The 23309-nt window shown below is 71.1% G+C and carries 24 protein-coding genes and 1 riboswitch; of the genes, 21 read left to right on the top strand and 3 right to left on the bottom strand.

Going from position 1 to position 23309, the window contains the following annotated elements:
- Positions 1–11 precede the first annotated feature (11 nt).
- From lepB (ACH41F_RS28095) to ACH41F_RS28045, 11 genes are all read left to right on the top strand, one after another.
- Positions 12–728 (top strand): signal peptidase I, encoded by a 717-nt coding sequence (lepB, locus tag ACH41F_RS28095; RefSeq protein WP_391232484.1) that lies wholly within the window; start codon positions 12–14, stop codon positions 726–728.
- Positions 721–1818, top strand: coding sequence for a signal peptidase I (gene lepB, locus ACH41F_RS28090; protein ID WP_391232483.1), 1098 nt, complete (start codon positions 721–723; stop codon positions 1816–1818). Before lepB (ACH41F_RS28095) ends, lepB (ACH41F_RS28090) begins: the two co-directional genes overlap by 8 nt.
- Positions 1706–2662, top strand: a complete 957-nt coding sequence (gene lepB, locus ACH41F_RS28085; RefSeq protein WP_398838004.1) for a signal peptidase I — start codon at positions 1706–1708, stop codon at positions 2660–2662. The genes lepB (ACH41F_RS28090) and lepB (ACH41F_RS28085) overlap by 113 nt, the downstream gene beginning before the upstream one ends.
- A gap of 253 nt (positions 2663–2915) precedes the next feature.
- Positions 2916–3695 (top strand): signal peptidase I, encoded by a 780-nt coding sequence (gene lepB, locus ACH41F_RS28080; protein WP_398838003.1) that lies wholly within the window; start codon positions 2916–2918, stop codon positions 3693–3695.
- Positions 3685–4200 (top strand): NUDIX domain-containing protein, encoded by a 516-nt coding sequence (locus ACH41F_RS28075; RefSeq protein ID WP_391232480.1) that lies wholly within the window; start codon positions 3685–3687, stop codon positions 4198–4200. The genes lepB (ACH41F_RS28080) and ACH41F_RS28075 overlap by 11 nt, the downstream gene beginning before the upstream one ends.
- A gap of 56 nt (positions 4201–4256) precedes the next feature.
- On the top strand, positions 4257–4565 hold the full coding sequence (locus ACH41F_RS28070; protein ID WP_005311352.1) for a DUF2469 domain-containing protein: 309 nt from the start codon (positions 4257–4259) through the stop codon (positions 4563–4565).
- Between the two features lie 112 nt (positions 4566–4677).
- The gene (locus tag ACH41F_RS28065) at positions 4678–5040 is read left to right on the top strand and encodes a YraN family protein (RefSeq protein WP_391232478.1); all 363 of its coding nucleotides are present in this window, start codon (positions 4678–4680) and stop codon (positions 5038–5040) included.
- A gap of 1 nt (position 5041) precedes the next feature.
- Complete coding sequence (locus ACH41F_RS28060; protein WP_398838001.1) at positions 5042–6667, top strand: YifB family Mg chelatase-like AAA ATPase; 1626 nt, start codon at positions 5042–5044, stop codon at positions 6665–6667.
- Positions 6664–7827 carry a DNA-processing protein DprA gene (gene dprA / locus ACH41F_RS28055; protein ID WP_398837999.1) on the top strand — a complete coding sequence of 388 codons (1164 nt, stop codon included), beginning with the start codon at positions 6664–6666 and terminating at the stop codon, positions 7825–7827. The genes ACH41F_RS28060 and dprA overlap by 4 nt, the downstream gene beginning before the upstream one ends.
- 284 nt (positions 7828–8111) lie before the next feature.
- Positions 8112–8948, top strand: a complete 837-nt coding sequence (gene whiG / locus ACH41F_RS28050) for an RNA polymerase sigma factor WhiG (protein WP_391232474.1) — start codon at positions 8112–8114, stop codon at positions 8946–8948.
- A gap of 93 nt (positions 8949–9041) precedes the next feature.
- Positions 9042–9599: a TetR/AcrR family transcriptional regulator gene (locus tag ACH41F_RS28045; RefSeq protein WP_398838127.1), complete on the top strand. Its 558-nt coding sequence runs from the start codon at positions 9042–9044 to the stop codon at positions 9597–9599.
- Between the two features lie 333 nt (positions 9600–9932).
- Here ACH41F_RS28045 and ACH41F_RS28040 read toward each other — a convergent pair whose 3' ends face one another.
- Positions 9933–10499: a peptidoglycan DD-metalloendopeptidase family protein gene (locus ACH41F_RS28040; protein ID WP_391232473.1), complete on the bottom strand. Its 567-nt coding sequence runs from the start codon at positions 10497–10499 to the stop codon at positions 9933–9935.
- Between the two features lie 256 nt (positions 10500–10755).
- On the opposite strand from ACH41F_RS28040, the gene rpsB reads away from it, so the two are divergent.
- The 10 genes from rpsB (at position 10756) to ACH41F_RS27990 (ending at position 21200) form a co-directional block, all read left to right on the top strand.
- The gene (gene rpsB / locus ACH41F_RS28035; protein ID WP_391232471.1) at positions 10756–11685 is read left to right on the top strand and encodes a 30S ribosomal protein S2; all 930 of its coding nucleotides are present in this window, start codon (positions 10756–10758) and stop codon (positions 11683–11685) included.
- Between the two features lie 94 nt (positions 11686–11779).
- On the top strand, positions 11780–12616 hold the full coding sequence (gene tsf, locus ACH41F_RS28030) for a translation elongation factor Ts (RefSeq protein WP_391232470.1): 837 nt from the start codon (positions 11780–11782) through the stop codon (positions 12614–12616).
- Between the two features lie 189 nt (positions 12617–12805).
- Positions 12806–13564, top strand: coding sequence for a UMP kinase (gene pyrH / locus ACH41F_RS28025; RefSeq protein WP_391232469.1), 759 nt, complete (start codon positions 12806–12808; stop codon positions 13562–13564).
- 146 nt (positions 13565–13710) lie between these two features.
- The gene (frr, locus tag ACH41F_RS28020; RefSeq protein ID WP_391232468.1) at positions 13711–14268 is read left to right on the top strand and encodes a ribosome recycling factor; all 558 of its coding nucleotides are present in this window, start codon (positions 13711–13713) and stop codon (positions 14266–14268) included.
- Positions 14268–15392 carry a phosphatidate cytidylyltransferase gene (locus tag ACH41F_RS28015; protein WP_391232467.1) on the top strand — a complete coding sequence of 375 codons (1125 nt, stop codon included), beginning with the start codon at positions 14268–14270 and terminating at the stop codon, positions 15390–15392. The genes frr and ACH41F_RS28015 overlap by 1 nt, the downstream gene beginning before the upstream one ends.
- Before the next feature lie 150 nt (positions 15393–15542).
- On the top strand, positions 15543–16079 hold the full coding sequence (locus ACH41F_RS28010) for a hypothetical protein (protein WP_391232466.1): 537 nt from the start codon (positions 15543–15545) through the stop codon (positions 16077–16079).
- A 54-nt stretch (positions 16080–16133) separates the two neighbouring features.
- Positions 16134–17240, top strand: coding sequence for a 23S rRNA (adenine(2503)-C(2))-methyltransferase RlmN (gene rlmN, locus ACH41F_RS28005; RefSeq protein WP_391232465.1), 1107 nt, complete (start codon positions 16134–16136; stop codon positions 17238–17240).
- 24 nt (positions 17241–17264) lie between these two features.
- Positions 17265–17370: riboswitch (TPP riboswitch) on the top strand.
- 79 nt (positions 17371–17449) lie between these two features.
- On the top strand, positions 17450–18529 hold the full coding sequence (locus ACH41F_RS28000; protein ID WP_391232464.1) for a thiamine ABC transporter substrate-binding protein: 1080 nt from the start codon (positions 17450–17452) through the stop codon (positions 18527–18529).
- A gap of 47 nt (positions 18530–18576) precedes the next feature.
- A complete protein-coding gene (locus ACH41F_RS27995; RefSeq protein ID WP_391232463.1) occupies positions 18577–20178 on the top strand; it encodes an ABC transporter permease subunit in 1602 nt (533 codons plus the stop codon).
- Positions 20178–21200 (top strand): ATP-binding cassette domain-containing protein, encoded by a 1023-nt coding sequence (locus tag ACH41F_RS27990; RefSeq protein WP_391232462.1) that lies wholly within the window; start codon positions 20178–20180, stop codon positions 21198–21200. Before ACH41F_RS27995 ends, ACH41F_RS27990 begins: the two co-directional genes overlap by 1 nt.
- Before the next feature lie 121 nt (positions 21201–21321).
- Here ACH41F_RS27990 and ACH41F_RS27985 read toward each other — a convergent pair whose 3' ends face one another.
- A complete protein-coding gene (locus ACH41F_RS27985) occupies positions 21322–22029 on the bottom strand; it encodes an LAETG motif-containing sortase-dependent surface protein (protein WP_391232461.1) in 708 nt (235 codons plus the stop codon).
- 147 nt (positions 22030–22176) lie between these two features.
- Entirely contained in the window at positions 22177–23298 is a 1122-nt protein-coding gene (locus tag ACH41F_RS27980) for an LOG family protein (protein WP_398837996.1), read from the bottom strand.
- Between the last annotated feature and the right edge of the window lie 11 nt (positions 23299–23309).

Raw genomic sequence — 23309 nt, 5'->3', positions numbered from 1 at the left:
ATCTGGCCCCGATGGACACCGAAGCACAGCACACGGAGCGCGACCGCTCCTCCCGCCCTTCCGAGTCCGAGGAGATCTCGGACACAGAGGGGTCGGAGGAACGGTCGCGTTTCGCGTTGGTGCCGCGGATCGCCGCGTGGCTGCCCGGCGGGCGGATCACCCTGAGCGCGCTGCTCGGTCTGGTGTTCCTGCTGCTCCTCAACGCTTTCGTGGTGCAACCGTTCCAGATTCCCAGCGGATCCATGGAGAACGGATTGAGGATCGGGGACCGGGTTCTCGTAAATAAGTTGGCGTACCGTTTCGGAGCCGAGCCGCGGCGCGGAGATGTGGTGGTCTTCGACGGGACCGGGTACTTCGGGGACGCGGACTACGTCAAGCGCGTCGTCGGGGTGGGGGGAGACCACGTGGTCTGCTGCGACAAGGAGGGCAGGATCGAGGTGAACGGCCGGTCGGTCGACGAGTCGACGTTCCTGTATCCCGGTGACAGCCCGTCCTCGGTGGACTTCGACGTGGTCGTGCCCGACGGCAGCCTCTTCCTCCTCGGCGACCACCGCAGCGGGTCCAGCGACTCCCGCGACCACCTCGGCTCGCCCGGCGGCGGCATGGTCCCCGTCGGCGAGGTGATCGGCCGAGCCGACTGGATCCTGTGGCCGACCGCCCACTGGACCCGCCTGGAGCGCCCGGACGCCTACGCGCGCGTGCCCGCCGCGGAGGGCGCGGATGGGTAACCGTGGCAAACCGCGCGGGGTGCCCAGCAGCGCCGCCGAGGACCTGCTGCCCACCGGCTCCCGGCGCACCGCCGGCTCCGCCGGGAGCGGCCGTACGCGCGCGGAGCGGCGCAAGCTCCAGCGCAAGGTCAAGCGGCGCCGCAGGCGCTCCGCCGTCAAGGAGATACCGCTCCTCGTGGGCGTCGCCGTGCTGATAGCCCTGGTGCTGAAGACCTTCCTCGTCCAGGCCTTCGTGATCCCGTCCGGCTCCATGGAGCAGACGATCCAGATCGGCGACCGCGTCCTGGTCGACAAGCTGACCCCGTGGTTCGGCTCCAAGCCGCAGCGCGGGGACGTCGTGGTCTTCAAGGACCCCGGCGGCTGGCTCCAGGACGAGCAGACCACGCCGAAGAAGGACGACCCCGTCGTCATCAAGCAGGTCAAGGAAGGGCTCACCTTCATCGGTCTGCTGCCGTCCGAGAACGAGAAGGACCTCATCAAGCGGGTCGTGGGCGTCGGTGGTGACCGGGTCAAGTGCTGTGACGCGCAAGGACGGGTGACCGTCAACGGCGTTCCGCTCACCGAGGGCGACTACCTCTATCCCGGCAACGCCCCGTCGACGCAGGAGTTCGACATCACCGTCCCCCAGGGGCGGTTGTGGGTGATGGGCGACCACCGGGCCAACTCCGCGGACTCCCGCGCGCATCAGGACACCGACTACGGGGGTACGGTCTCGGAGGACTCGGTGGTGGGGCGGGCGAGGGTCATCGCCTGGCCCTTCGGCCACTGGAACACCCTGGAGGAGCCGAAAACATACTCATCCCTTACCGACTCGGCCGCCGGGTCGACTGCGGCTCCCCGACTGTCGCATAGGGTTGCCTCCGACGATCCGAACAGAACGATCCAGCTCCCGAGCCCTGCGGAACTCCCGCTCGTTATGGGAGTGGTGGGCCTGCGCCGCGCATGGGGCAGGCGGCGGCACAGAGTAAGGAGTTGGCGTGGGGGATGTGGCGGTTGGCGCACGGTCCGGGCACGACGGCGAGGAGAACCGCGGGCGCCCCGCGGACGCGGCCGACCCGGCCACGGACGACGCCGTGACCTCCGGGAGTGACGCCGCGGACGAGCGGACACAGCCAGGCGAGGACGGGCCGGGCGACTCGGCCCCCAAGAAGAAGGCCCAGCGCTCCTTCTGGAAGGAGCTGCCGATCCTCATCGGTATCGCGCTCGTCCTGGCGCTGCTGATCAAGACGTTCCTGGTGCAGGCGTTCTCGATCCCCTCGGACTCGATGCAGGACACGCTCCAGCAGGGCGACCGTGTTCTCGTCGACAAGCTCACCCCGTGGTTCGGCTCCGAGCCCGAGCGCGGCGAGGTCGTCGTCTTCCACGACCCGAGCAAGTGGCTGTACGGCGAGCCGACGGCCGACCCGAACATCGTGCAGACCTTCCTCAGCTGGATCGGCCTGATGCCGTCCGCCGAGGAGAAGGACCTCATCAAGCGCGTCATCGGCGTCGGCGGCGACACCGTCGAGTGCAAGGGCACCGGCCCGCTGAAGGTGAACGGCAAGGCGCTGAACGAGGCGTCGTACGTCTACCCGGGCAACACCCCGTGCACCGACGACGAGATGGGCCAGTTCAAGGTCAAGGTGCCCAAGGGCTTCCTGTGGGTGATGGGCGACCACCGCCAGAACTCCCGCGACTCGCGGTACAACCAGGACGACAAGTACCACGGCATGGTCCCGGTCGACGAGGTCGTCGGCCGCGCCATCGTCAAGGCCTGGCCGATCAACCGCTGGGGCACCCTGCCCGTCCCGGACACCTTCGACCAGGACGGCCTGAACACCCAGTCCGCCGCGTCCACCGCTCTGACGGTGGCCCCGCAGGGCCTCGCCCTGGCCGGTGCAGTGCCGCTGGTGCTGTGGCGGCGCCGGAGGACGGCGTCGGCGGAGACGCGCTGAGCGGGAGGGGCCGGTCGGTCGGCCGGCCGGGACGTCGGTGATCTCGGCGGTGGTTCGGCCCCGGCCATGGTGCGGTGATCTCGGCGGCGGTTCGGCCGGCCGTGGTTCGCTGATCGCGGGGTCCCGTCGGTTCCGGTGAAAGCTCGCTGGTCGTGGGGCTCGGCGACCCGGTGAAAGCTTTACGGAACGGGTGACCGAGGTCGCCCGGGAAGGGGCTGACCGGGTCAGGTACCGCCGGGTAGGGTGCGGACCCATGGGTGGCGAGAGCACGACACGTACGGTCCCGCGCGGCGGGGGCACGAACAGGGGCCCGGTGGGCAGCCGGACCGGGCAGCGACTGTCCGGGCTGGCCGTCGCGCTGGGCCTGGTGCTGTTCCTCGGCGGGTTCGCCTGGGGAGCGGTCGTCTACCGGCCGTACACCGTGCCCACCAGCTCGATGGCGCCCACGATCGACGCCGGCCAGCGGGTCCTGGCGCAGCGGGTCGACGGCGGCGAGGTCCGCCGGGGCGACGTCGTCGTCTTCACCGACAAGAACTGGGTCTCCAACGCCCCCGTGGTCAAGCGCGTGGTCGCGGTCGGCGGCGACACCGTCGCCTGCTGCACGGACGGCAAGCTGACGGTCAACGGCAAGCAGATCGACGAACCGTATCTGCCCGAGGGCACCGCGGCCGAGTGGAAGAACATCCCGACCGTGAAGGTTCCCGAGGGGCGGCTGTTCCTGCTCGGCGACGAGCGGCAGGGCTCCCTGGACTCCAGCGCCCACCTGACCGACGCGGCCAGCGGCACGGTCGCGCGGTCCGCCGTGACGGCCCGGGTCGACGCCGTCGTATGGCCGATGGACGGCATGCTGAAGAGGCCGACCGGTTTCGAGAGGCTCGGCGCGCTGTCCTCGCCGGGGCCGCTGCGGCTGATCACCGTCGCGATCGTGGTGGGTGCCGTGCTGGTCCTCGGCGGCGGGGCCTACGGTCCGGTCGCCGGTCTGCTGGCCAAGCGGCGCGCCCGGACCCGGACGGAGCCCGCGGGTGCGCGCTGAGGCCGCGGCGGACAGCTACGAGGGCGGGCTGCGCAAGGTCGCCCGGGTGGTGCTGCTCGACCCGGACGACCGCATCCTCCTGCTGCACGGCCATGAACCGGACGATCCGAGCGACGACTGGTGGTTCACACCGGGTGGCGGGGTCGAGGGCGACGAGACTCGTGAAGAGGCCGCTCTGCGGGAACTCGTGGAGGAGACCGGCATCACCGAGGTGGAGCTCGGGCCGGTGCTGTGGCGGCGGATGTGCTCCTTCCCGTTCGCGGGCCGCCGGTGGGACCAGGACGAGTGGTACTACCTGGCCCGCACGACCCAGACGGCCACCCGGGCCGTGGCCCTCACCGAACTCGAGCGGCGCAGCGTCGCCGGAGCGCGCTGGTGGACGTGTCAGGAACTGACCCGGGCGCATGAGACGGTGTATCCGACCAGACTCGCCGGGCTGCTGCGCAGGCTGCTCGACGAAGGCCCCCCGGCCGGGCCCGTGACCCTTGACCCCGAAATCGTCTAGGGGCTGACGGGTCTGGCGCACAATGGTGGGACCGCACGGCTGAAGGGGAACATGCCATGAGCGCCGAGGACCTCGAGAAGTACGAGACCGAGATGGAGCTCAAGCTCTATCGCGAGTACCGCGATGTCGTCGGTTTGTTCAAGTACGTGATCGAGACCGAGCGGCGCTTCTACCTCACCAACGACTACGAGATGCAGGTGCACTCGGTCCAGGGTGAGGTTTTCTTCGAGGTGTCGATGGCCGACGCGTGGGTGTGGGACATGTACCGGCCGGCCCGGTTCGTGAAGCAGGTGCGCGTGCTGACGTTCAAGGACGTGAACATCGAGGAGCTCAACAAGAGCGACCTGGAGCTTCCGGGCAGCTGATGCCGCCCGTCGCCGATCGGGTGACGGAGTTGTCCACAACCGCCGAGTAGCCCACCAAGATCAACTTGGTGGGCCGGTTCGCGTGACGGTGGGTGCCGGAGGTGGTGCCGACATGAACGCACGAAGTGCCCTCGGCAAGTACGGCGAGACGCTGGCCGCGCGGCGGCTGGCGGCGGCCGGGATGACCGTCCTGGAGCGCAACTGGCGTTGTGGCAGGACGGGTGAGATCGACATCGTGGCGCGGGACGGGGACGTCCTGGTCGTCTGCGAGGTGAAGACCCGGCGGACGGGTGCCTTCGAGCACCCGATGGCCGCGGTGACCCCCGAGAAGGCCGAGCGGCTGCGGGGCCTCGCCGCGTGCTGGATCCACGCCCACGGAGGAGCGCCACCGGGCGGCGTCCGCATCGACCTGGTCGGCGTGGTCCTGCCGAGCCGCGGCGCACCCGTCGTCGAGCACGCGCGGGGGGTGGCCTGAGATGGGGTTCGCTCGTACGTGCTCGGTGGCGCTGGTGGGCGTCGAGGGCGTGGTGGTCGAGGTCCAGGCGGACCTGGAGCCTGGCGTGGCGGCGTTCACGCTGGTGGGCCTGCCGGACAAGAGCCTGACGGAGAGCAGGGACCGGGTTCGGGCGGCGGTGGTGAACTCGGGCGGTGAGTGGCCCCAGAAGAAGCTGACGGTGGGACTCAGCCCGGCGTCGGTGCCAAAAGCGGGCTCGGGGTTCGATCTCGCCATCGCGTGCGCGGTGCTCGGTGCCTCGGAGCGGATCGATCCGCGGGTGCTCGCCGACATCATGATGATCGGTGAGCTGGGCCTGGACGGGCGGGTGCGCCCGGTCCGGGGCATCCTGCCGGCCGTGCTGGCCGCCGCGGACGCCGGTTACGAACAGGTCGTGGTGCCGGAGTGCGCCGCCGCCGAGGCCTCGCTGGTGCCGGGCGTCTCCGTGCTCGGCGTGCGCAGCCTGCGCCAGCTGATCGCGGTCCTCGCGGACGAGCCCGTCCCCGACGAGGAGCCGCACGAACCCGGCCGCCCCGACCCGCTCCTGGCCGGGCTGCGGGTACCGGGGGCCGGCGCGGCCACCGGCACGCACAGCATGGGCGCCGCGCAGCACGACCAGGGGCACGACCTGTCCGACGTGGTGGGCCAGCTCTCCGCGCGGACGGCCGTGGAGGTCGCGGCGGCCGGCGGCCACCACCTGTTCCTGGAAGGGCCGCCCGGCGCCGGCAAGACGATGCTCGCGGAACGGCTGCCCGGCGTCCTGCCCCCGCTGACCCGCGAGGAATCGCTCGAGGTCACCGCCGTGCACTCGGTGGCCGGTCTGCTGCCACCCGGCAAACCCCTCATCGACGTCGCGCCCTACTGCGCCCCGCACCACTCGGCCACCATGCAGGCGCTCGTCGGCGGCGGCCCCGGCTTCGCCCGGCCGGGCGCGGTGTCGCTGTCCCACCGAGGAGTGCTCTTCCTCGACGAGACCCCCGAGTTCAGCAGCCGGGCACTCGACGCACTGCGGCAGCCCCTGGAGGCGGGGCACGTGGTGATCGCGCGCAGTGCCGGTGTCGTGCGGTTCCCGGCGAAGTTCCTGATGCTGCTCGCTGCCAATCCGTGCCCGTGCGGACGCTTCTCGCAGACCGACGACTTCTGCGAGTGCCCGCCCTCGGTGATCCGCCGCTACCAGGCCCGGCTCTCCGGACCGCTGCTCGACCGCGTCGACCTGCGGGTCGAGGTGGACCGCGTCACGCGCGCCCAGCTCGCGGGGCGCGGAGCCCGGGGCGAGTCGACCACGGTCGTGGCCGACCGGGTGCGGGCCGCCAGGGCGCGGGCGGCGGCGCGCCTCACCGGCACCCCGTGGCGGACCAACAGCGACGTGCCGGGACGTGAGCTGCGCAGCCGCTGGCACCCGCTACCGGGCGCGATGGACGACGCCGAGCGCTGTCTCGAACGCGGCGTCCTGACGGCCCGGGGCCTCGACCGCGTCCTGCGGGTCGCCTGGACCGTCGCCGACCTGGTCGGGCACGACCGCCCCGACGCGACCGACGTCGCCCTCGCGCTGCAACTGCGCACCGGGGTCCCCAGGGGCGTGCCGATGGCCCTCGGAGCGCCGGCGTGAACGCCGATCAGGACCCGGAGCACGAACTCCTCGCCCGGATCTTCCTCACCCGTGTCATCGAGCCCGGTGACGAGGTCGCCGGGCGGTGGGTGCGGGAGGCCGGGGTGGGGGAGGTGGCCCGGTGGCTGCGGGAAGGTCGGGAGGTCGCGCCGGCCGGGGTGAGCGGGAAGCGGTGGGCGGGGCTGCTCGCGCGGGCCGGGCGGGCCGAGCCGCGGGCGGACCTCGAGGCCGCGCGGCGTGCGGGGGTGCGGTTCGTGTGTCCCGGGGACGCCGAGTGGCCCGGTCAGCTTGACGACCTCGGGGACGCGCGGCCGCTCGGGCTGTGGGTGCGCGGGGCACCCAGTCTGCGGATGTGGGCGCTCCGGTCGGTCGCCGTGGTCGGCGCCCGCGCCTGCACCGAGTACGGCGCCCACATGGCGGCCACGCTCGCCGGCGGTCTCGCCGAGCGGGGCTGGGTCGTGGTGTCCGGCGGGGCCTACGGCGTCGACGGGGCCGCCCACCGCGGTGCCCTCGGCGCCGGCGGGGCGACCGTCGCCGTGCTGGCCTGCGGGGTGGACCGGCCCTACCCGCAGGGGCACACCGAGTTGATCAACCGGATCGCGGAACAGGGGCTGGTGATCGGGGAGTTGCCGCCGGGGGATCATCCGACGCCGAGCAGGTTCGTGCTGCGTAACCGGGTGATCGCCGCGTTGACCAGGGGAACCGTGGTCGTGGAGGCGGCCTGTCGGAGCGGGTCGCTGGTCACCGCGCGGGCGGCGCAGCGGCTCGGCCGGCACACCATGGGCGTGCCCGGACCCGCGACCAGCGGGCTCTCCGCCGGGGTCCATGAACTGCTGCGCGGGGAGGCCGTGCTCGTCACCGACGCCGAGGAAGTCGTGGAGCTGGTCGGTGACATGGGGGAGCTCGCCCCGGACCGGCGGGGGCCCGTCCTGCCGCGCGACCTGCTCGCGCCGGACGCCCGGCGGGTCCTGGCCGCGCTGCCGTCCCGCCGGGCGGCGACCGCCGCCGAGGTCGGGCGGGGCGCGCAGACGACGGTGGACGACGCGATCGCGAGACTGTACGAACTCCGAGCACTTGGTTACGTCGAACGACACGGCGACGGCTGGAAGTTGACACGCCAGGCGATGATCTCCGTCCGGGACGGTGGACGTCGATGTTGACCGAGCGTGTTCGGCCGTCCGGGGGAACCCCGAAAGCCTTGGGGTTTCCCGTAGTTGACCGACGGACGGTGGTCACACAGGGCTACCGCCGTGACTCGGTGGGGCGGTCAAAGGAACGTATCTGCGCACGCCCCCGGCCCCGCCCTTCGCACACTGCGACACTCCAGTCACGCTACGCTCACGGGGATTCCGGCACAGACCGGCACCTCGGCATCGAACTCGACACCAGACAGACAGCTCCCCCAGGCAGCCCCACTTCACGGCAGAACGGCACAAGGCGACGAATGCCCCAGCACACCTCCGGGTCCGACCGGGCGGCGATCCCCCCAGCCGCCCGCGACGGTAGCGTGCGGCCGCCCGCTCCCTCGACGCTCGACGAACTGTGGCGTTCCTACAAGGCGACGGGCGACGAGCGGCTGCGGGAGCAGCTGATCCTGCACTACTCGCCGTTGGTGAAGTACGTGGCGGGCCGGGTGAGCGTCGGTCTGCCGCCCAATGTGGAGCAGGCCGACTTCGTCTCCTCGGGGGTCTTCGGGCTCATCGACGCGATCGAGAAGTTCGACATCGACCGGGAGATCAAGTTCGAGACGTACGCGATCACCCGGATCCGGGGCGCGATGATCGACGAGCTCCGGGCGCTGGACTGGATCCCGCGCTCGGTGCGGCAGAAGGCGCGCAACGTCGAGCGGGCGTACGCGACGCTGGAGGCGCGGCTGCGCAGGACGCCGAGCGAGCTCGAGGTGGCCGGCGAGATGGGGGTCGCAGTGGACGAACTCCACGCGGTCTTCAGCCAGTTGTCGCTGGCCAACGTGGTGGCGCTGGAGGAACTGCTGCACGTCGGGGGCGAGGGCGACCGGCTGAGCCTGATGGACACGCTGGAGGACACCGCCGCCGACAACCCCGTCGAGGTGGCCGAGGACAGGGAGCTGCGGCGGTTCCTGGCGCGGGCGATCAACACCCTGCCCGAGCGGGAGAAGACCGTGGTCACGCTCTACTACTACGAGGGCCTCACCCTCGCCGAGATCGGCAACGTCCTCGGGGTCACCGAGAGCCGGGTCAGCCAGATCCACACCAAGTCGGTGCTGCAATTGCGGGCGAAACTGGCCGCCTTCGGTCGCTGACCTGGCCGGATGACCTTCGTCGGCGTGAGTGTCTCCCGTCGGGGACGGTCCGTCCGTAAAGTGGACGACGTGCCAAGGATTCGAGCGGCCTCCGTGGCCGAGCACCGGTCGATGCAGCGAGCCGCCCTGCTGGACGCGGCCAGGTCATTGCTGTCCGAGGGTGGGACGGAGGCGCTGACGTTCCCGGCTCTCGCCGAGCGGACGGGGCTGGCGCGGTCGTCCGTGTACGAGTACTTCCGGTCACGGGCCGCGGTCGTCGAGGAGCTGTGCGAGGTCGACTTCCCGGTCTGGGCCGCGGAGGTCTCGGCGGCGATGGCCGCGGCGGACGGGCCCGAGGCCAAGGTCGAGGCGTACGTGCGGCGACAGCTCGCTCTCGTCGGGGACCGCCGGCACCGGGCCGTGGTCGCCATCTCCGCGAGCGAGCTCGACGCCGGGGCCCGGGAGAAGATCCGCGCCGCGCACGGAGGCCTGGTCGCGATGATCGTCGAGGCGCTGGCGGAGATGGGGCACACGGAGCCCCGGCTCGCCGCGATGCTGCTCCAGGGCGTGGTGGACGCGGCTGTACGGAGGATCGAGCTGGGGGCGGCGGAGGAGCCTTCGGCGATCACCGAGGCTGCGGTGACCATGGTTCTGCGGGGTGTGGGGGGCTGAGGTCCGCGGGGTGTCCGCCTCGGTTGGGGTGCGAGCTGCTCCCCCTGCTGGCGAGACTCTGCCTGCGGCGGTGACTGTCTCGGCCGGCACGACCCCCGGACCCAAGGCGGGCGGCGCCCAGGGTCGGTGGCTGTTCGGCCAGTACGGCGCCCGGGCCCAGGACAGGGTGACGCCGTGGCCGGTGGCAGTCTGGACCGGTACGACGCCCGCGACTGTGGCAGGGCGACGCCCAGGGCCGGTGGCTGTCTCGGCCGGTGCCGCGCCCGTGACCAGGGCCGGGAGGCGGTGCTTGTCGGCCGGTACGGCTTCCGCCGCGATCGCACCGCGCCGGGGTCAGGGCAGAGGCACGCCCAGTACCGGTAGCAGTCTCGACGGCCCCCGGTGCAGCAGCCACGGTGGTAGCAGGGTCAGGGGGTCCAGGTAGGTGGCGCCGCTGCGCAAGCCCCAGTGCACGCACGGGGCCGTGCAGTGGGAGCCCGTCGCATCCACCGTGCCGATCACCTCGCCCGCCGCCACCTCGGCGCCCTTCTCCACCGTCGCCGTGACCGGTTCGTACGTCGTCCGCAGGTTCGTGTCCGTCAGGTCCACGGAGACCACCCCCTTTCCCGCCACCCGGCCCGCGAAGGCGACCCGGCCGGGCGCCACCGCTCGTACGGGTGTGCCCGGAGTCGCCGCGAGATCCACGCCCCGGTGGCCGCGGCTGTAGGCCGTCGCCGGGGGCTCCCAGGCGCGGAGGACCGCGGGGCGCACCCCCACCGGCCAGGCGCGGCCGATGGCCGGGACCGAGGGGTGCGGTGCCGCCGGCGGTGGTGGAGCCGGGTCGCCCGCCACCGGGCCCGGGGTCAGCACCGGCAGCGCCAGTCCCAGCAGCAACGTGCACACGCTTCGCTTCGCTCGCATGCCCGAACCGTCCCGCACGCCCGCCGATCATGGCCGGGACCTGTGGACCGGACCCCGGTTGTGGACAGCGGCGTCACCCGGTGCCCCGCGGGTCCCGTACACTTCTTCTGGCGATCCGGGTCACCGGGTCGACTTCGCACGCCCCGACAGACACGGCGGTCGGCAACGACCCGTCCCTGTCAGCGCCCCTCGGTCCTTCGTGGCACGGCGCATGTGGGCGTCAGGTACATAACCGAGAAAAACAAGGAGAACGGCCATGGCCGTCGTCACGATGCGGGAGCTGCTGGAAAGCGGCGTCCACTTCGGTCACCAGACCCGTCGTTGGAACCCGAAGATGAAGCGCTTCATCTTCACGGAGCGCAACGGCATCTACATCATCGACCTGCTCCAGTCGCTGTCGTACATCGACCGCGCCTACGAGTTCGTCAAGGAGACCGTCGCCCACGGCGGCACGGTCATGTTCGTCGGCACGAAGAAGCAGGCGCAGGAGGCCATCGCCGAGCAGGCCACCCGCGTCGGCATGCCCTACGTCAACCAGCGCTGGCTGGGCGGCATGCTCACCAACTTCTCCACCGTCTACAAGCGTCTGCAGCGCCTCAAGGAGCTCGAGCAGATCGACTTCGAGGACGTCGCCGCTTCCGGTCTGACCAAGAAGGAGCTTCTCGTGCTCTCGCGCGAGAAGGCCAAGCTGGAGAAGACCCTCGGTGGTATCCGCGAGATGTCCAAGGTGCCCAGCGCCGTCTGGATCGTGGACACCAAGAAGGAGCACATCGCGGTCGGTGAGGCCCGGAAGCTCAACATCCCGGTCGTCGCCATCCTCGACACCAACTGCGACCCCGACGAGGTCGACTACAAGATCCCGGGCAACGACGACGCGATCCGCTCCGTCACCCTGCTCACCCGTGTGATCGCCGACGCCGTCGCCGAGGGCCTCATCGCCCGCTCCGGCGTCGCCACCGGCGACAAGGGTGAGAAGGCCGCGGGCGAGCCGCTCGCCGAGTGGGAGCGCGACCTGCTCGAGGGCGAGAAGAAGGCCGACGAGGCTCCGGCCGCCGCCGAGGCGCCCGCTGCTGAGGCCCCCGCCGCCGAGGCTGAGGCGCCCGCCGCCGAGGCTCCGGCCGCCGAGGCCCCCGCTGCCGAGGCCGAGGCCACCGAGGCTCCGGCCGCCGAGGCCGAGCAGGCCTGACCCCTCACCCCTTCGGGTGTTCTGACGGCGGGGGCCCCTCAGCCCCCGCCGTTGGCCCGTAGATCCTCAGACTTCGAGAGAGACTTCAAGAATCATGGCGAACTACACCGCCGCCGACGTCAAGAAGCTCCGTGAGCTCACCGGCGCCGGCATGATGGACTGCAAGAAGGCGCTGGACGAGGCCGAGGGCAACGTCGACAAGGCCGTCGAGGCGCTCCGGATCAAGGGCCAGAAGGGCGTCGCCAAGCGCGAGGGCCGCTCCGCCGAGAACGGCGCCGTGGTCTCCCTGATCGCCGACGACAACACCTCCGGTGTCCTGGTCGAGCTGAAGTGCGAGACGGACTTCGTCGCCAAGGGCGAGAAGTTCCAGGCCGTCGCCACCGCGATCGCCGAGCACGTCGCCAAGACCTCCCCAGCCGACATCGAGGCCCTGCTCGCCTCCGAGATCGAGGCCGGCAAGACCGTCCAGGCGTTCGTGGACGAGGCCAACGCCAACCTCGGCGAGAAGATCGTCCTGGACCGCTTCGCGCAGTTCGCCGACGGCTTCGTCTTCGCCTACATGCACCGCACCATGCCCGACCTGCCCCCGCAGATCGGTGTCCTGGTCGAGCTGGACAAGGCCGACGCCGAGCTGGCCAAGGGTGTCGCCCAGCACATCGCCGCCTTCGCGCCGAAGTGGCTCTCCAAGGAGGACGTGCCGGCCGAGGTCGTCGAGTCCGAGCGCCGCGTCGCCGAGGAGACCACCCGCGCCGAGGGCAAGCCCGAGGCCGCCCTGCCGAAGATCGTCGAGGGTCGCGTCAACGGCTTCTTCAAGGACGCCACGCTGCTCGGTCAGCCGTACGCGCTGGACAACAAGAAGTCTGTCCAGAAGGTTCTGGACGAGGCCGGTGTCACCCTGAAGCGCTTCACGCGTATCAAGGTCGGCATCTGAGTCCGTACCGCGTACGACGCCGGACCCCGATAGGGTCGTAGGCAGTCGTCCGGTACGCCGCCACGCACGCGCGCGGCGGACGACAGCAGATCTGACGAGGAGGCCATTGCCGCGCATGGGATGCGAGCCAGTTCCCACCGGCAATGGCCTTCTTCGTATGTGCGACCCCTTGAAAGAGGCGAGAACTCCATGACCACCAAGGCCCAGAAGAGCGACGACGGCAAACTACGCGGCCGGTTTCTGCTGAAGCTGTCCGGAGAGGCCTTCTCCGGTGGTGGGGGCCTCGGCGTGGACCCCGACGTGGTGCACAAGATCGCCCGCGAGATCGCGGCCGTCGTGCGCGACGGGGCGGAGATCGCGGTCGTCATCGGCGGCGGCAACTTCTTCCGCGGCGCCGAACTCCAGCAGCGCGGCATGGACCGCGCCCGCTCCGACTACATGGGCATGCTCGGCACCGTGATGAACTGCCTCGCCCTCCAGGACTTCCTGGAGAAGGAGGGCATCGACTCGCGCGTGCAGACCGCCATCACCATGGGTCAGGTCGCCGAGCCGTACATCCCGCTGCGCGCCGTGCGCCACCTGGAGAAGGGCCGTGTGGTCATCTTCGGCGCCGGTATGGGCATGCCGTACTTCTCCACCGACACCACCGCCGCCCAGCGCGCCCTGGAGATCGACGCCGAGGCGCTGCTGATGGGCAAGAACGGCGTGGACGGGGTCTACGACTCCGACCCGAAGTCCAACCCCGAGGCCGTCAAGTTCGACTCCCTCGGCTACGGCGAGGTCATCACCCGCGACCTCAAGGTCGCCGACATGACCGCCATCACGCTGTGCCGCGACAACAAGCTCCCCATCCTGGTGTTCGAGCTCCTGGCGGAGGGCAATATCGCGCGCGCCGTCAAGGGTGAGAAGATCGGCACGCTTGTGGGTGAGCAGGGCAGCCGGGACTGACCCGGGACACACCCGGTCCCTGACCGGGGGATGGACAATGTCCTGCCGGTCCGGAACCGTGCAGGAAGAAGACGCGACGCAGCCGGCCGCCGCCCCACGCACATGGAACAGCAGCCGGGCCTACTCAAGACACGCAGGAGCAAGTGGTGATCGAAGAGACCCTCCTCGAGGCCGAGGAGAAGATGGAGAAGGCCGTCGTGGTCGCCAAGGAGGACTTCGCCGCGATCCGCACCGGCCGTGCGCACCCGGCGATGTTCAACAAGATCGTGGCCGACTACTACGGCGCGCCGACGCCGATCAACCAGCTGGCTTCGTTCTCCGTGCCGGAGCCGCGCATGGCGGTCGTGACGCCGTTCGACAAGACGGCCCTGCGCAACATCGAGCAGGCCATCCGCGACTCGGACCTGGGCGTCAACCCGAGCAACGACGGCAACATCATCCGTGTGGTGTTCCCGGAGCTCACCGAGGAGCGCCGCCGCGACTACATCAAGGTCGCCAGGAGCAAGGCGGAGGACTCGCGCGTGTCCATCCGCTCGGTCCGCCGCAAGGCCAAGGACGCGATCGACAAGCTCGTCAAGGACGGCGAGATCGGTGAGGACGAGGGCCGCCGTGCGGAGAAGGAGCTCGACGACGCGACGCACAAGTACGTCGCTCAGGTGGACGAGCTCCTGAAGCACAAGGAAGCGGAGCTTCTCGAGGTCTGATGAACGACTCTTCCTGGGGGGCGCCGCCACAAGCCGGGTACTGGGGGCCGTCCGACCAGGGGCCTGTCCAGGGGGCTGCCCCGGCGGGTCCCGCGTACGATGCGCCTGAGGCGCAGCACACTCGCCCCATGCCCATCGCGCCCGACGGACCCCGGTACGGGGACGACCAGGATGACGACCGGGGGGCCGCTCGGCTGAGCGGCCCCTTGTTCCGAGACGAGACCAGGTCGGCGCAGCCCCGTGCGGTGGCGCCGCAGAATCCGGAGCCCATGCCCGACGCCCCGCAGCCGGCTCCCGCGCCGCAGAAGAAGAGCGCGGGGCGGGACCTGGGTGCGGCCATAGGGGTCGGTGTCGGGCTCGGCGCGGTGATCGTCGCGTCGCTGTTCGTCGTCAAGGCCGCCTTCATCGGAGTGATAGCGGTCGCCGTCGTCGTCGGCCTGTGGGAGCTGACCTCCCGGCTGGAGGAGCGCAAGGGCATCAGGGCGCCCCTCGTTCCGCTGGCCGTCGGTGGTGCGGCGATGGTCGTCGCCGGGTACGTCCGCGGTGCCGAGGGCGCCTGGGTGGCGATGGCGCTGACCGCGCTGGCCGTCCTGGTCTGGCGGATGACGGAGCCGCCCGAGGGCTATCTGAAGGACGTCACCGCGGGGGTCTTCGCGGCGTTCTACGTGCCGTTCCTGGCGACCTTCGTCGCGATGATGCTCACCGCGGACGACGGTGCGTTCCGTGTCATGACGTTCCTGGTCCTGACCGTCGTCAGCGACACCGGGGCGTACGCGGTCGGCTGGCGCTTCGGCAAGCACAAGCTCGCTCCGCGCATCAGCCCCGGCAAGACCCGGGAGGGGCTGCTCGGCGCGGTGTCCTTCGCGATGGTCGCAGGTGCGCTGAGCATGCACTTCCTGATCGACGACGGCATCTGGTGGCAGGGTCTGCTGCTGGGTCTCGCGGTGGCGGCCAGCGCGACGCTGGGCGACCTCGGCGAGTCGATGATCAAGCGGGACCTGGGCATCAAGGACATGGGCACGCTGCTGCCGGGGCACGGCGGCATCATGGACCGGCTGGACTCGCTCCTGCCGACGGCTCCGGTCGTATGGCTGCTGCTGGTGCTGTTCGTCGGCTCCGGCTGAGCGTTCGCCGGTCCGGCCCGGTCACACTGAGGAGCCTCCGCTTCGGCGGGGGCTCCTGCCGTTTGTCGGAAGGAGGTGGCGCTCGGCGGGCGGGGCGGGAAGGATCGCGCCGGACGGCGGCATGGAAGCGGTGAGCAGGGGGGCGGGCGCATGGAGGTTCCGGAAAGCCTGGGCGGGCTCCGGGAGTGGCTGGAGCGGAACGGCGTCCCGCACACCTCGTGGGGCACCGACGGCACCAAGACCGTCCGGCAGCTGTACGCCGAGATCGAGGCCGGCGAGACGACGCTGGAGGACGATCCGCCGCTGCGCCGCGTCGACGTCGTGACCCTGCGCGTCCGGCAGGGCGGCCGGGAGCTCGTGGAGACCTCGCAGCTGATGAGCGACGGCACCGTGCGCCGACGAAACCGGCCCCCCGCCGAGAAGATCGTGCGCGACGAGGACGCGGCCGCCGCCGCACTGCGGTGCGTGGCCGAGGAACTCGGCGTCGAGGGACCGGGAGTCGTGCTGGGCCGCGTCTCCAGGCCCCGGGACCCGGACCGGCAGCCCTCCCCGTCGTACCCCGGCCTGCCGTCCGCGTACGTCTTCCACGAGGCCGAGGTCCAGGTGCCCGGCCTTCCCGCGTCGGGCTTCTGGACCCGGGAGCGCGGCGACGGCTCGGTCTTCGCCCACCTGTGGGAGTGGCGGTAGCCACCACGGACGCCGATCGGTGCACTCCGGTTGATCTGCGACACTGGTATGACCATGCCCAAGCCCGGAGAACTCACTTTCGTCGCCCCGCGCGGAGCCAAGAAGCCGCCGCGGCACCTTGCCGATCTCACTCCTGCCGAGCGCAAGGATGTCGTGGCCGAGATCGGTGAGAAGCCGTTCCGTGCCAAGCAGCTCTCGCAGCACTACTTCGCGCGGTACGCGCACGACCCGGCCGAGTGGACGGACATCCCCGCCGGTGCGCGCGGCAGGCTCCAGGAGGCGCTGCTTCCCGAGCTGATGACCGTCGTACGGCATCTGTCGACCGACCAGGGGACCACGCGCAAGACGCTGTGGCGGCTGTTCGACGGGACGCTCGTGGAGTCCGTTCTGATGCGGTACCCGGACCGGGTCACCATGTGCATCAGCTCGCAGGCGGGCTGCGGCATGAACTGCCCCTTCTGTGCCACCGGGCAGGCCGGGCTCGACCGCAATCTGTCCACCGCCGAGATCGTCCACCAGATCGTGGACGGGATGCGGGCGCTCCGGGACGGAGAGGTGCCGGGCGGACCCGCGCGGCTCTCCAACATCGTCTTCATGGGCATGGGCGAGCCACTCGCCAACTACAAGCGGGTCGCGCAGTCGATCCGCGCGCTCACCGATCCCGCGCCGGACGGGCTCGGGCTCTCGCAGCGCGGCATCACCGTGTCGACCGTGGGGCTCGTGCCCGCCATCCACCGGTTCGCCGACGAGGGCTTCAAGTGCCGGCTCGCGATCTCGCTGCACGCCCCCGACGACGAGCTGCGCGACACCCTGGTCCCCGTGAACACGCGGTGGAAGGTGCGCGAGGTGCTGGAGGCGGGCTTCGAGTACGTCGCGAAGTCGGGCCGCCGGCTGTCCATCGAGTACGCGCTCATCCGGGACATCAACGACCAGGCCTGGCGCGGTGACCGGCTCGGGCGGCTGCTCAAGGGCAAGCCCGTGCATGTGAACCTGATCCCGCTGAACCCGACCCCGGGCTCCAAGTGGACCGCCTCGCGGCCCGAGGACGAGAAGGCGTTCGTCGAGGCGATCGCCGCGCACGGCGTGCCCGTCACCGTCCGGGACACCCGTGGGCAGGAGATCGACGGGGCCTGCGGCCAGCTCGCGGCCGGCGAGCGGTAACCTGATCCCGGTACGTACATCTTCATATTCCGACAGGGGAGCGCCACAGCGCTGAGAGTGCGGCACCGGCCGCAGACCCTCCGAACCTGGCCCAGGTCATTCTGGGTAGGGAGATCGGTCACCACTCGAGCTGTTGCGCCCTGCCCGGAGCCTTTCGGAGGCTGCCGGGCAGGGCCGCGTCTCTTCCTGGTCACCCCAGGAGGAATCCAGTGAGCATCACCAAGAAGGCCACGGTCCTCGCCGTCGGCTTCGGTCTCGTCGCGCTGTCCGCGTGCGGGTCGTCCGACAGCGGCGAGTCCACCGGCGGCTCCAAGACCGTCACGCTCGTCAGCCACAACTCATGGGCCGTCTCCAAGGGCGTCCTCGCCGCGTTCGAGAAGGAGTCCGGCTACCAGGTCAAGGTCCTGGAGGACGGCGACGCCGGGCAGGCCGTCAACAAGGCCATCCTGACCAAGGACAACCCGCAGGGCGACGTCTTCTTCGGCGTCGACAACACCCTGCTGTCGCGGGCCCTCGACAACGGACTCTTCCAGCCGTACGAGGCCAAGGGACTCGACGCCGTCGACGAGCGCTTCCGGCTCGACGGCGACAAGCACCGGGTCACCCCCGTCGACCACGGCGACATCTGCGTCAACTACGACAAGGCCTACTTCAGCGAGCACGAGCTGGCGCCCCCGGCGTCCCTCGACGACCTGGTCAAGCCCGCGTACAAGAACCTCCTCGTCACCGAGAACGCCTCCACCTCCTCGCCCGGCCTGGGATTCCTCCTGGGCACCGCCGCCAAGTACGGCGACAACGGGTGGGCGGGCTACTGGACCAAGCTCAAGGCCAACGGCGTGAAGGTCGTCGACGGCTGGGAGCAGGCCTACAACGAGGAGTTCTCCGGCTCCGCGGGCGGGAAGAAGGCCAAGGCCGACCGCCCGCTCGTCGTCTCCTACGCCTCCTCGCCGCCCGCCGAGGTGATCTACGCCGATCCGAAGCCGGCCACCGCGCCCACCGGGGTCGCCGAGGGCACCTGCTTCCGGCAGATCGAGTTCGCCGGGCTGCTGAGCAACGCGAAGAACAGCGCGGGCGGCAAGGCGCTCATCGACTTCCTGATCAGCAAGAGGTTCCAGGAGGACATGCCGCTCAACATGTTCGTCTACCCGGTGACCGAGGGCGCGGCCGTGCCCGCCGAGTTCACGAAGTACGGGCCCGCCGCCAAGGACCCCGAGACCATGGCCCCGGCGAAGATCGCCGACCACCGTGACCAGTGGGTCAAGTCGTGGACCTCGCTCGTACTGAAGTAGCCCCCCGCGAGGGCCGGAGGAGGAGCGCGGCGGTACGGCTCGGCCTGATGGCCGTCCCCGTCGCGTTCTTCGGGCTCTTCTTCGCATGGCCCGTCGCCGCCATCGTGGCGCGCGGGCTCAAGGCCGACGGGGTCTGGCAGTTCGGCCGGATCACCGAGGTGCTCGGCCAGTCCGACATCCGGCACGTGCTGTGGTTCACCACCTGGCAGGCCCTCGCCTCCACCGCCCTCACCCTGCTGCTCGCGCTGCCCGGCGCCTATGTCTTCGCCCGCCTCGACTTCCCCGGCAAGCAGATCCTGCGGGCGGTGGTCACCGTCCCCTTCGTGCTCCCGACGGTCGTCGTCGGTACGGCGTTCCTGGCGCTGGTCGGGCGCGGGGGACTGCTCGACGAGCTGTGGGGCGTACGGCTGGACACCACCGTGTGGGCGATCCTGCTGGCGCACGTCTTCTTCAACTACGCGGTCGTCGTCCGCACGGTGGGCGGGCTGTGGTCCCAGCTGGACCCGCGGCAGGAGGAGGCCGCGCGGATGCTGGGTGCCTCGCGCGCGCGGGCGTGGCGGCAGGTCACGCTGCCCGCGCTCGGGCCCGCGGTGGCCGCCGCCACCCTGATGGTCTTCCTGTTCACCTTCACTTCCTTCGGTGTGGTGCAGATCCTCGGCGGGCCGACCTTCTCCACCCTGGAGGTGGAGATCTACCGGCAGACCTCGGAGATCTTCGACCTGCCCACGGCCGCGGTCCTCACGATCGTCCAGTTCCTGGCCGTCGGCTCGATCCTCGCCCTGCACGCCTGGACCGTACGGCGACGGGAGACGGCCCTGCGCCTGGTGGACGCGTCCGGGACGGCCCGGCGGCCGCGCGGGGCGGGGCAGTGGGCCCTGCTGGGCGGGGTGCTGCTCACGGTGCTGGTCCTGCTCCTGCTGCCGCTCGCCGTGCTGGTGGAGCGCTCGCTCGACGCCCCCGACCTCGGCTATTACCGCGCCCTCACCCACAGCGACGGCGGGGTCTTCCTCGTCCCGCCCATCGAGGCGGTCGGGAACTCGCTGGAGTACGCCGTCGCCGCCACCCTCATCGCCGTGGTGATCGGCGGCCTCGCCGCGGCCGCGCTGACCCGGCGGGACGCGGGACGGTTCGTGCGGGGCTTCGACGCGCTGCTGATGCTGCCGCTGGGCGTGTCCGCGGTGACCGTCGGGTTCGGGTTCCTGATCGCGCTCGACGAGCCGCCGCTGGACCTGCGGGCCTCCTGGATCCTGGTGCCGCTCGCGCAGGCGTTGGTCGGGGTGCCCTTCGTGGTGCGGACCATGCTGCCCGTGCTGCGGGCCGTCGACCATCGGCTGCGGGAGGCCGCGGCCGTGCTCGGGGCGTCGCCCTGGCGGGTCTGGCGGGAGGTCGATCTGCCGCTGGTGCGGCGGGCGTTGCTGATCGCGGCCGGGTTCGCGTTCGCGGTGTCGCTGGGGGAGTTCGGGGCGACCGTGTTCATCGCGCGGCCCGACAACCCGACGCTGCCGGTCGCGGTGGCACGACTGCTGGGGCGGGCCGGCGAGCTCAACTACGGGCAGGCGATGGCCCTTTCGACGATTCTGATGGTGGTGTGCGCGGTGTCGTTGCTGGTCCTCGAGCGGCTGCGGACCGATCGGACGGGTGAGTTCTGATGCTGCTGAGCCTTCAGGGCGCGACGGTCCGCTTCGGCGGCCGGGCCGTGCTGGACGGGGTCGACCTGGCGGTCGCCGAGCACGAGATCGTGTGTGTGCTCGGACCGAGCGGGAGCGGGAAGTCCACGCTGCTGCGGGCCGTGGCCGGGCTGCAACACCTGGACGCGGGGCGGGTGTCGCTGGACGGGCACGACCAGACGGGCGTGGCCGCGCACAAGCGCGGGGTCGGGCTGATGTTCCAGGACCACCAGCTGTTCCCGCAGCGGGACGTGGCCGGAAACGTGGCGTTCGGGCTGCGCATGCACGGCGTGGCCCGTGAGCAACGGGGCGACCGGGTGCGGGAGTTGCTTCACCTCGTCGGCCTTCCCGGCGCCGAGCGGCGGGCCGTCGCCTCGCTCTCCGGCGGTGAGCAGCAACGCGTCGCGCTGGCCCGGGCCCTCGCGCCCCGGCCCCGGCTGCTGATGCTGGACGAGCCGCTCGGGCAGCTGGACCGCTCGCTGCGGGAGCGGCTGGTCGTCGAACTCAGGGAGTTGTTCGGGCGGTTGGGCACGACCGTGCTCGCGGTCACCCATGACCAGGGCGAGGCGTTCGCGCTCGCGGACCGGGTCGTGGTGATGCGGGACGGGCGGATCGCGCAGTCCGGTACGCCGCTGGAGGTGTGGCAGCAGCCGGTGGACGAGTTCGTGGCCCGCTTCCTCGGCTTCGAGAACGTGGTGGAGGGCCTGGTCGGCGGCGAGGCCGCGGACACGCCCTGGGGGAAGCTGCCCGTGCCCGAGGGGGCCGCGCAGGGCGTCCGGAACCTGCTGGTGCGGCCCGCGGGGGTACGGCTCGTGGGCGTCGGCGAGGGGCTGCCCTGCACGGTCACCGCCCGGACGTTCCGGGGCACGCATGTCGCCGTACGGCTGCGGCCGGAGGGGGACGCGCCGCGGCTGGAGGCGGCGTGCGCGCTGCGGGAGGCGCCGGAGGTCGGGGACCGGGTGGGGGTGGAGTTCGACGCGGCCGAGGTCGTCGTACTGGACTGAGCCGCGCGGCGGTCGCCGAGGGGCCGTACGACCGTGGGCCTCCGGCGGCCGCCGAGGGGCCCTACGACCGTGGCCCGTCCCCTGACGGAGGACGGGCCACAGCGGTACTGCGAGCGGGACGTCAGCGGCCGCTGCTCGCCCCACGGCGACGCAGGCCGAAGAAGACCGCGCCACCGCCGAGGGCGACCAGGGCGACCGCGACACCGGCGATGACACCGGTGTTGGAGTTCGCACCGGTCTCGGCGAGGTTGGACTCACCGGCGGCCGGGGTCGGGGCGTTGCTCGGCGTGGCCGCCGGGGCGGTGCTGTCGCTCTCCGAGGCCGACGGGGTCGGGCTCGGGCTCTCCTCCTCGGCCGGCGGGGTGGCGGAGTCCGACGGCGACGGGGTGGCCGTCGGGGTCGGGGACTCCTCCTCGGTCTTGCAGGCCGTGGAGGGGGTGGTCAGGTTCGGCTTGATGTCCTCACCCTTGATGTAGGGCAGGGCCTCGACGTGGACGCGGTACTCCGCGTTGGGAGCCCAGTCCTCCTCGAAGGTGATGGTGGTGCCCTCCTTGGAGCCCTTCACCTTCTGCTCGCCGACCTTGCGGACGTCGGCGTTCTTCTCCACGAGGTACACGGAGACGGTGGCCTCGACGCCGGCCTTGTCGACGTCGGTGACCGTGATGACGCCCTGGGTGCCTTCGCACTTGGCTTCGGCGGAGAACTCGTTGATGTTGCAGGCCAGCGCGTTGCCGGCGACACCCAGCGCGAGCGCGGCCGAGGCGGAGGCGACTCCGAGGACGCGAGCGGAACGGGCGATGGTGCGGCGGGATATGGACAGAACTGCCACGTTTGTCCTTTACGGGATGCGCAAATGCGGGGGGTTGAGGGAGAAGTGATGTGACATCACGATCCCCACGAGACTCACAGGTTTATAAGCGCGCCATAAGAAGTGTCAATGTGTAGAGGCTCCTTGGGCACTTGCTTTGCCGTCTTATTAACCACCAAGACGTTTCAACGCCTCGGGAGCCTCCTCGATTCGGTCAACCAGGGCGATTCGCGACTCCATGGACCGCTCCCGGGCCAGCGACCGCAACAGCGGCCAGGTGGGCAGCCTCTCGGTCCAGTGCGCCCGGTCGACGAGCACCATCGGCGTCGGCTCGCCGCGTGACTCGTAGTAGTTGGGCGTGGCGTTGTCGAAGATCTCCTGCACGGTCCCTGCGGCGCCCGGCAGGAAGACCACCCCGGCGTTGCAGCGGGCCAACAGGCCGTCCTCGCGGGTGGCGTTGGCGAAGTACTTGGCGATGTGCGAGGCGAACGGGTTCGGCGGCTCGTGGCCGTAGAACCAGGTCGGGATGCCGATGGACATACCGCCGCGCGGCCGGCGGGCGCGCACCTCGAGGGCGGCGGCCGCCCAGTCGGTGATCGAGGGCGTGAATTTCGGTGCCTTGGCGAGGAGTTCGAGGGCCTCGGTGAGCATCTCGTCATCGAAGGGAGCGGCGTACGCGCCCAGGTTCGCCGCCTCCATCGCGCCCGGGCCGCCGCCGGTGGCGACCGTGAGGCCGGCGCGGGCGAGCTCCCGGCCGAGCCGCGCGGCACCGGCGTAGGCGTCCGTGCCGCGGCCCATCGCGTGGCCGCCCATGACGCCCACCACCCGGGCGCCCCGGAGGAGTTCGTCGAGGGCGTCGGAGACGGCGTCGTCGTGGATGGCGCGCAGCATCGAGGCGAGGATGTCGCCGTCGGCCTTGGTCCGCTGGAACCAGGCGTACGCCCGGGCGTCCAGCGTCTCCTCGTAGCCCTGGGAGAGCCCGTCGAAGAGCTCCTCCGGCGAATAGAGCAGGCCCCGGTAGGGGTTGAAGGGAAGGTCCGGCACGGGCGGGAAGACCAGCGCGCCGTCCGCGTGGACCTTGGCGGCCGCCTCCTCGCGCATCGGGCAGCCGAGGAAGACGGCGCCCGAGGTGTCGGTGGCGAGCAACTCCCGGGTGCGGTCGGTCAGATCGACGGCCTGGACACGGAAGCCGGCGAGTGAGCCGCGGGCCGACACCGTGGCGTCGAACTCCTCGAGGCTCTCGATCTCACCGTCGCCGTGGTGGGCCGCATGGGCGGGCATCGTCTGCACCCGCCCATGCT

The sequence above is a fragment of the Streptomyces sp. NPDC020489 genome (assembly GCF_044386545.1).
In the GTDB taxonomy this organism is placed as follows: Bacteria; Actinomycetota; Actinomycetes; order Streptomycetales; family Streptomycetaceae; genus Streptomyces.
The sequence above is the reverse complement of the archived record's forward strand: the minus strand, read 5'-3'. Positions and strand labels throughout refer to the sequence as shown.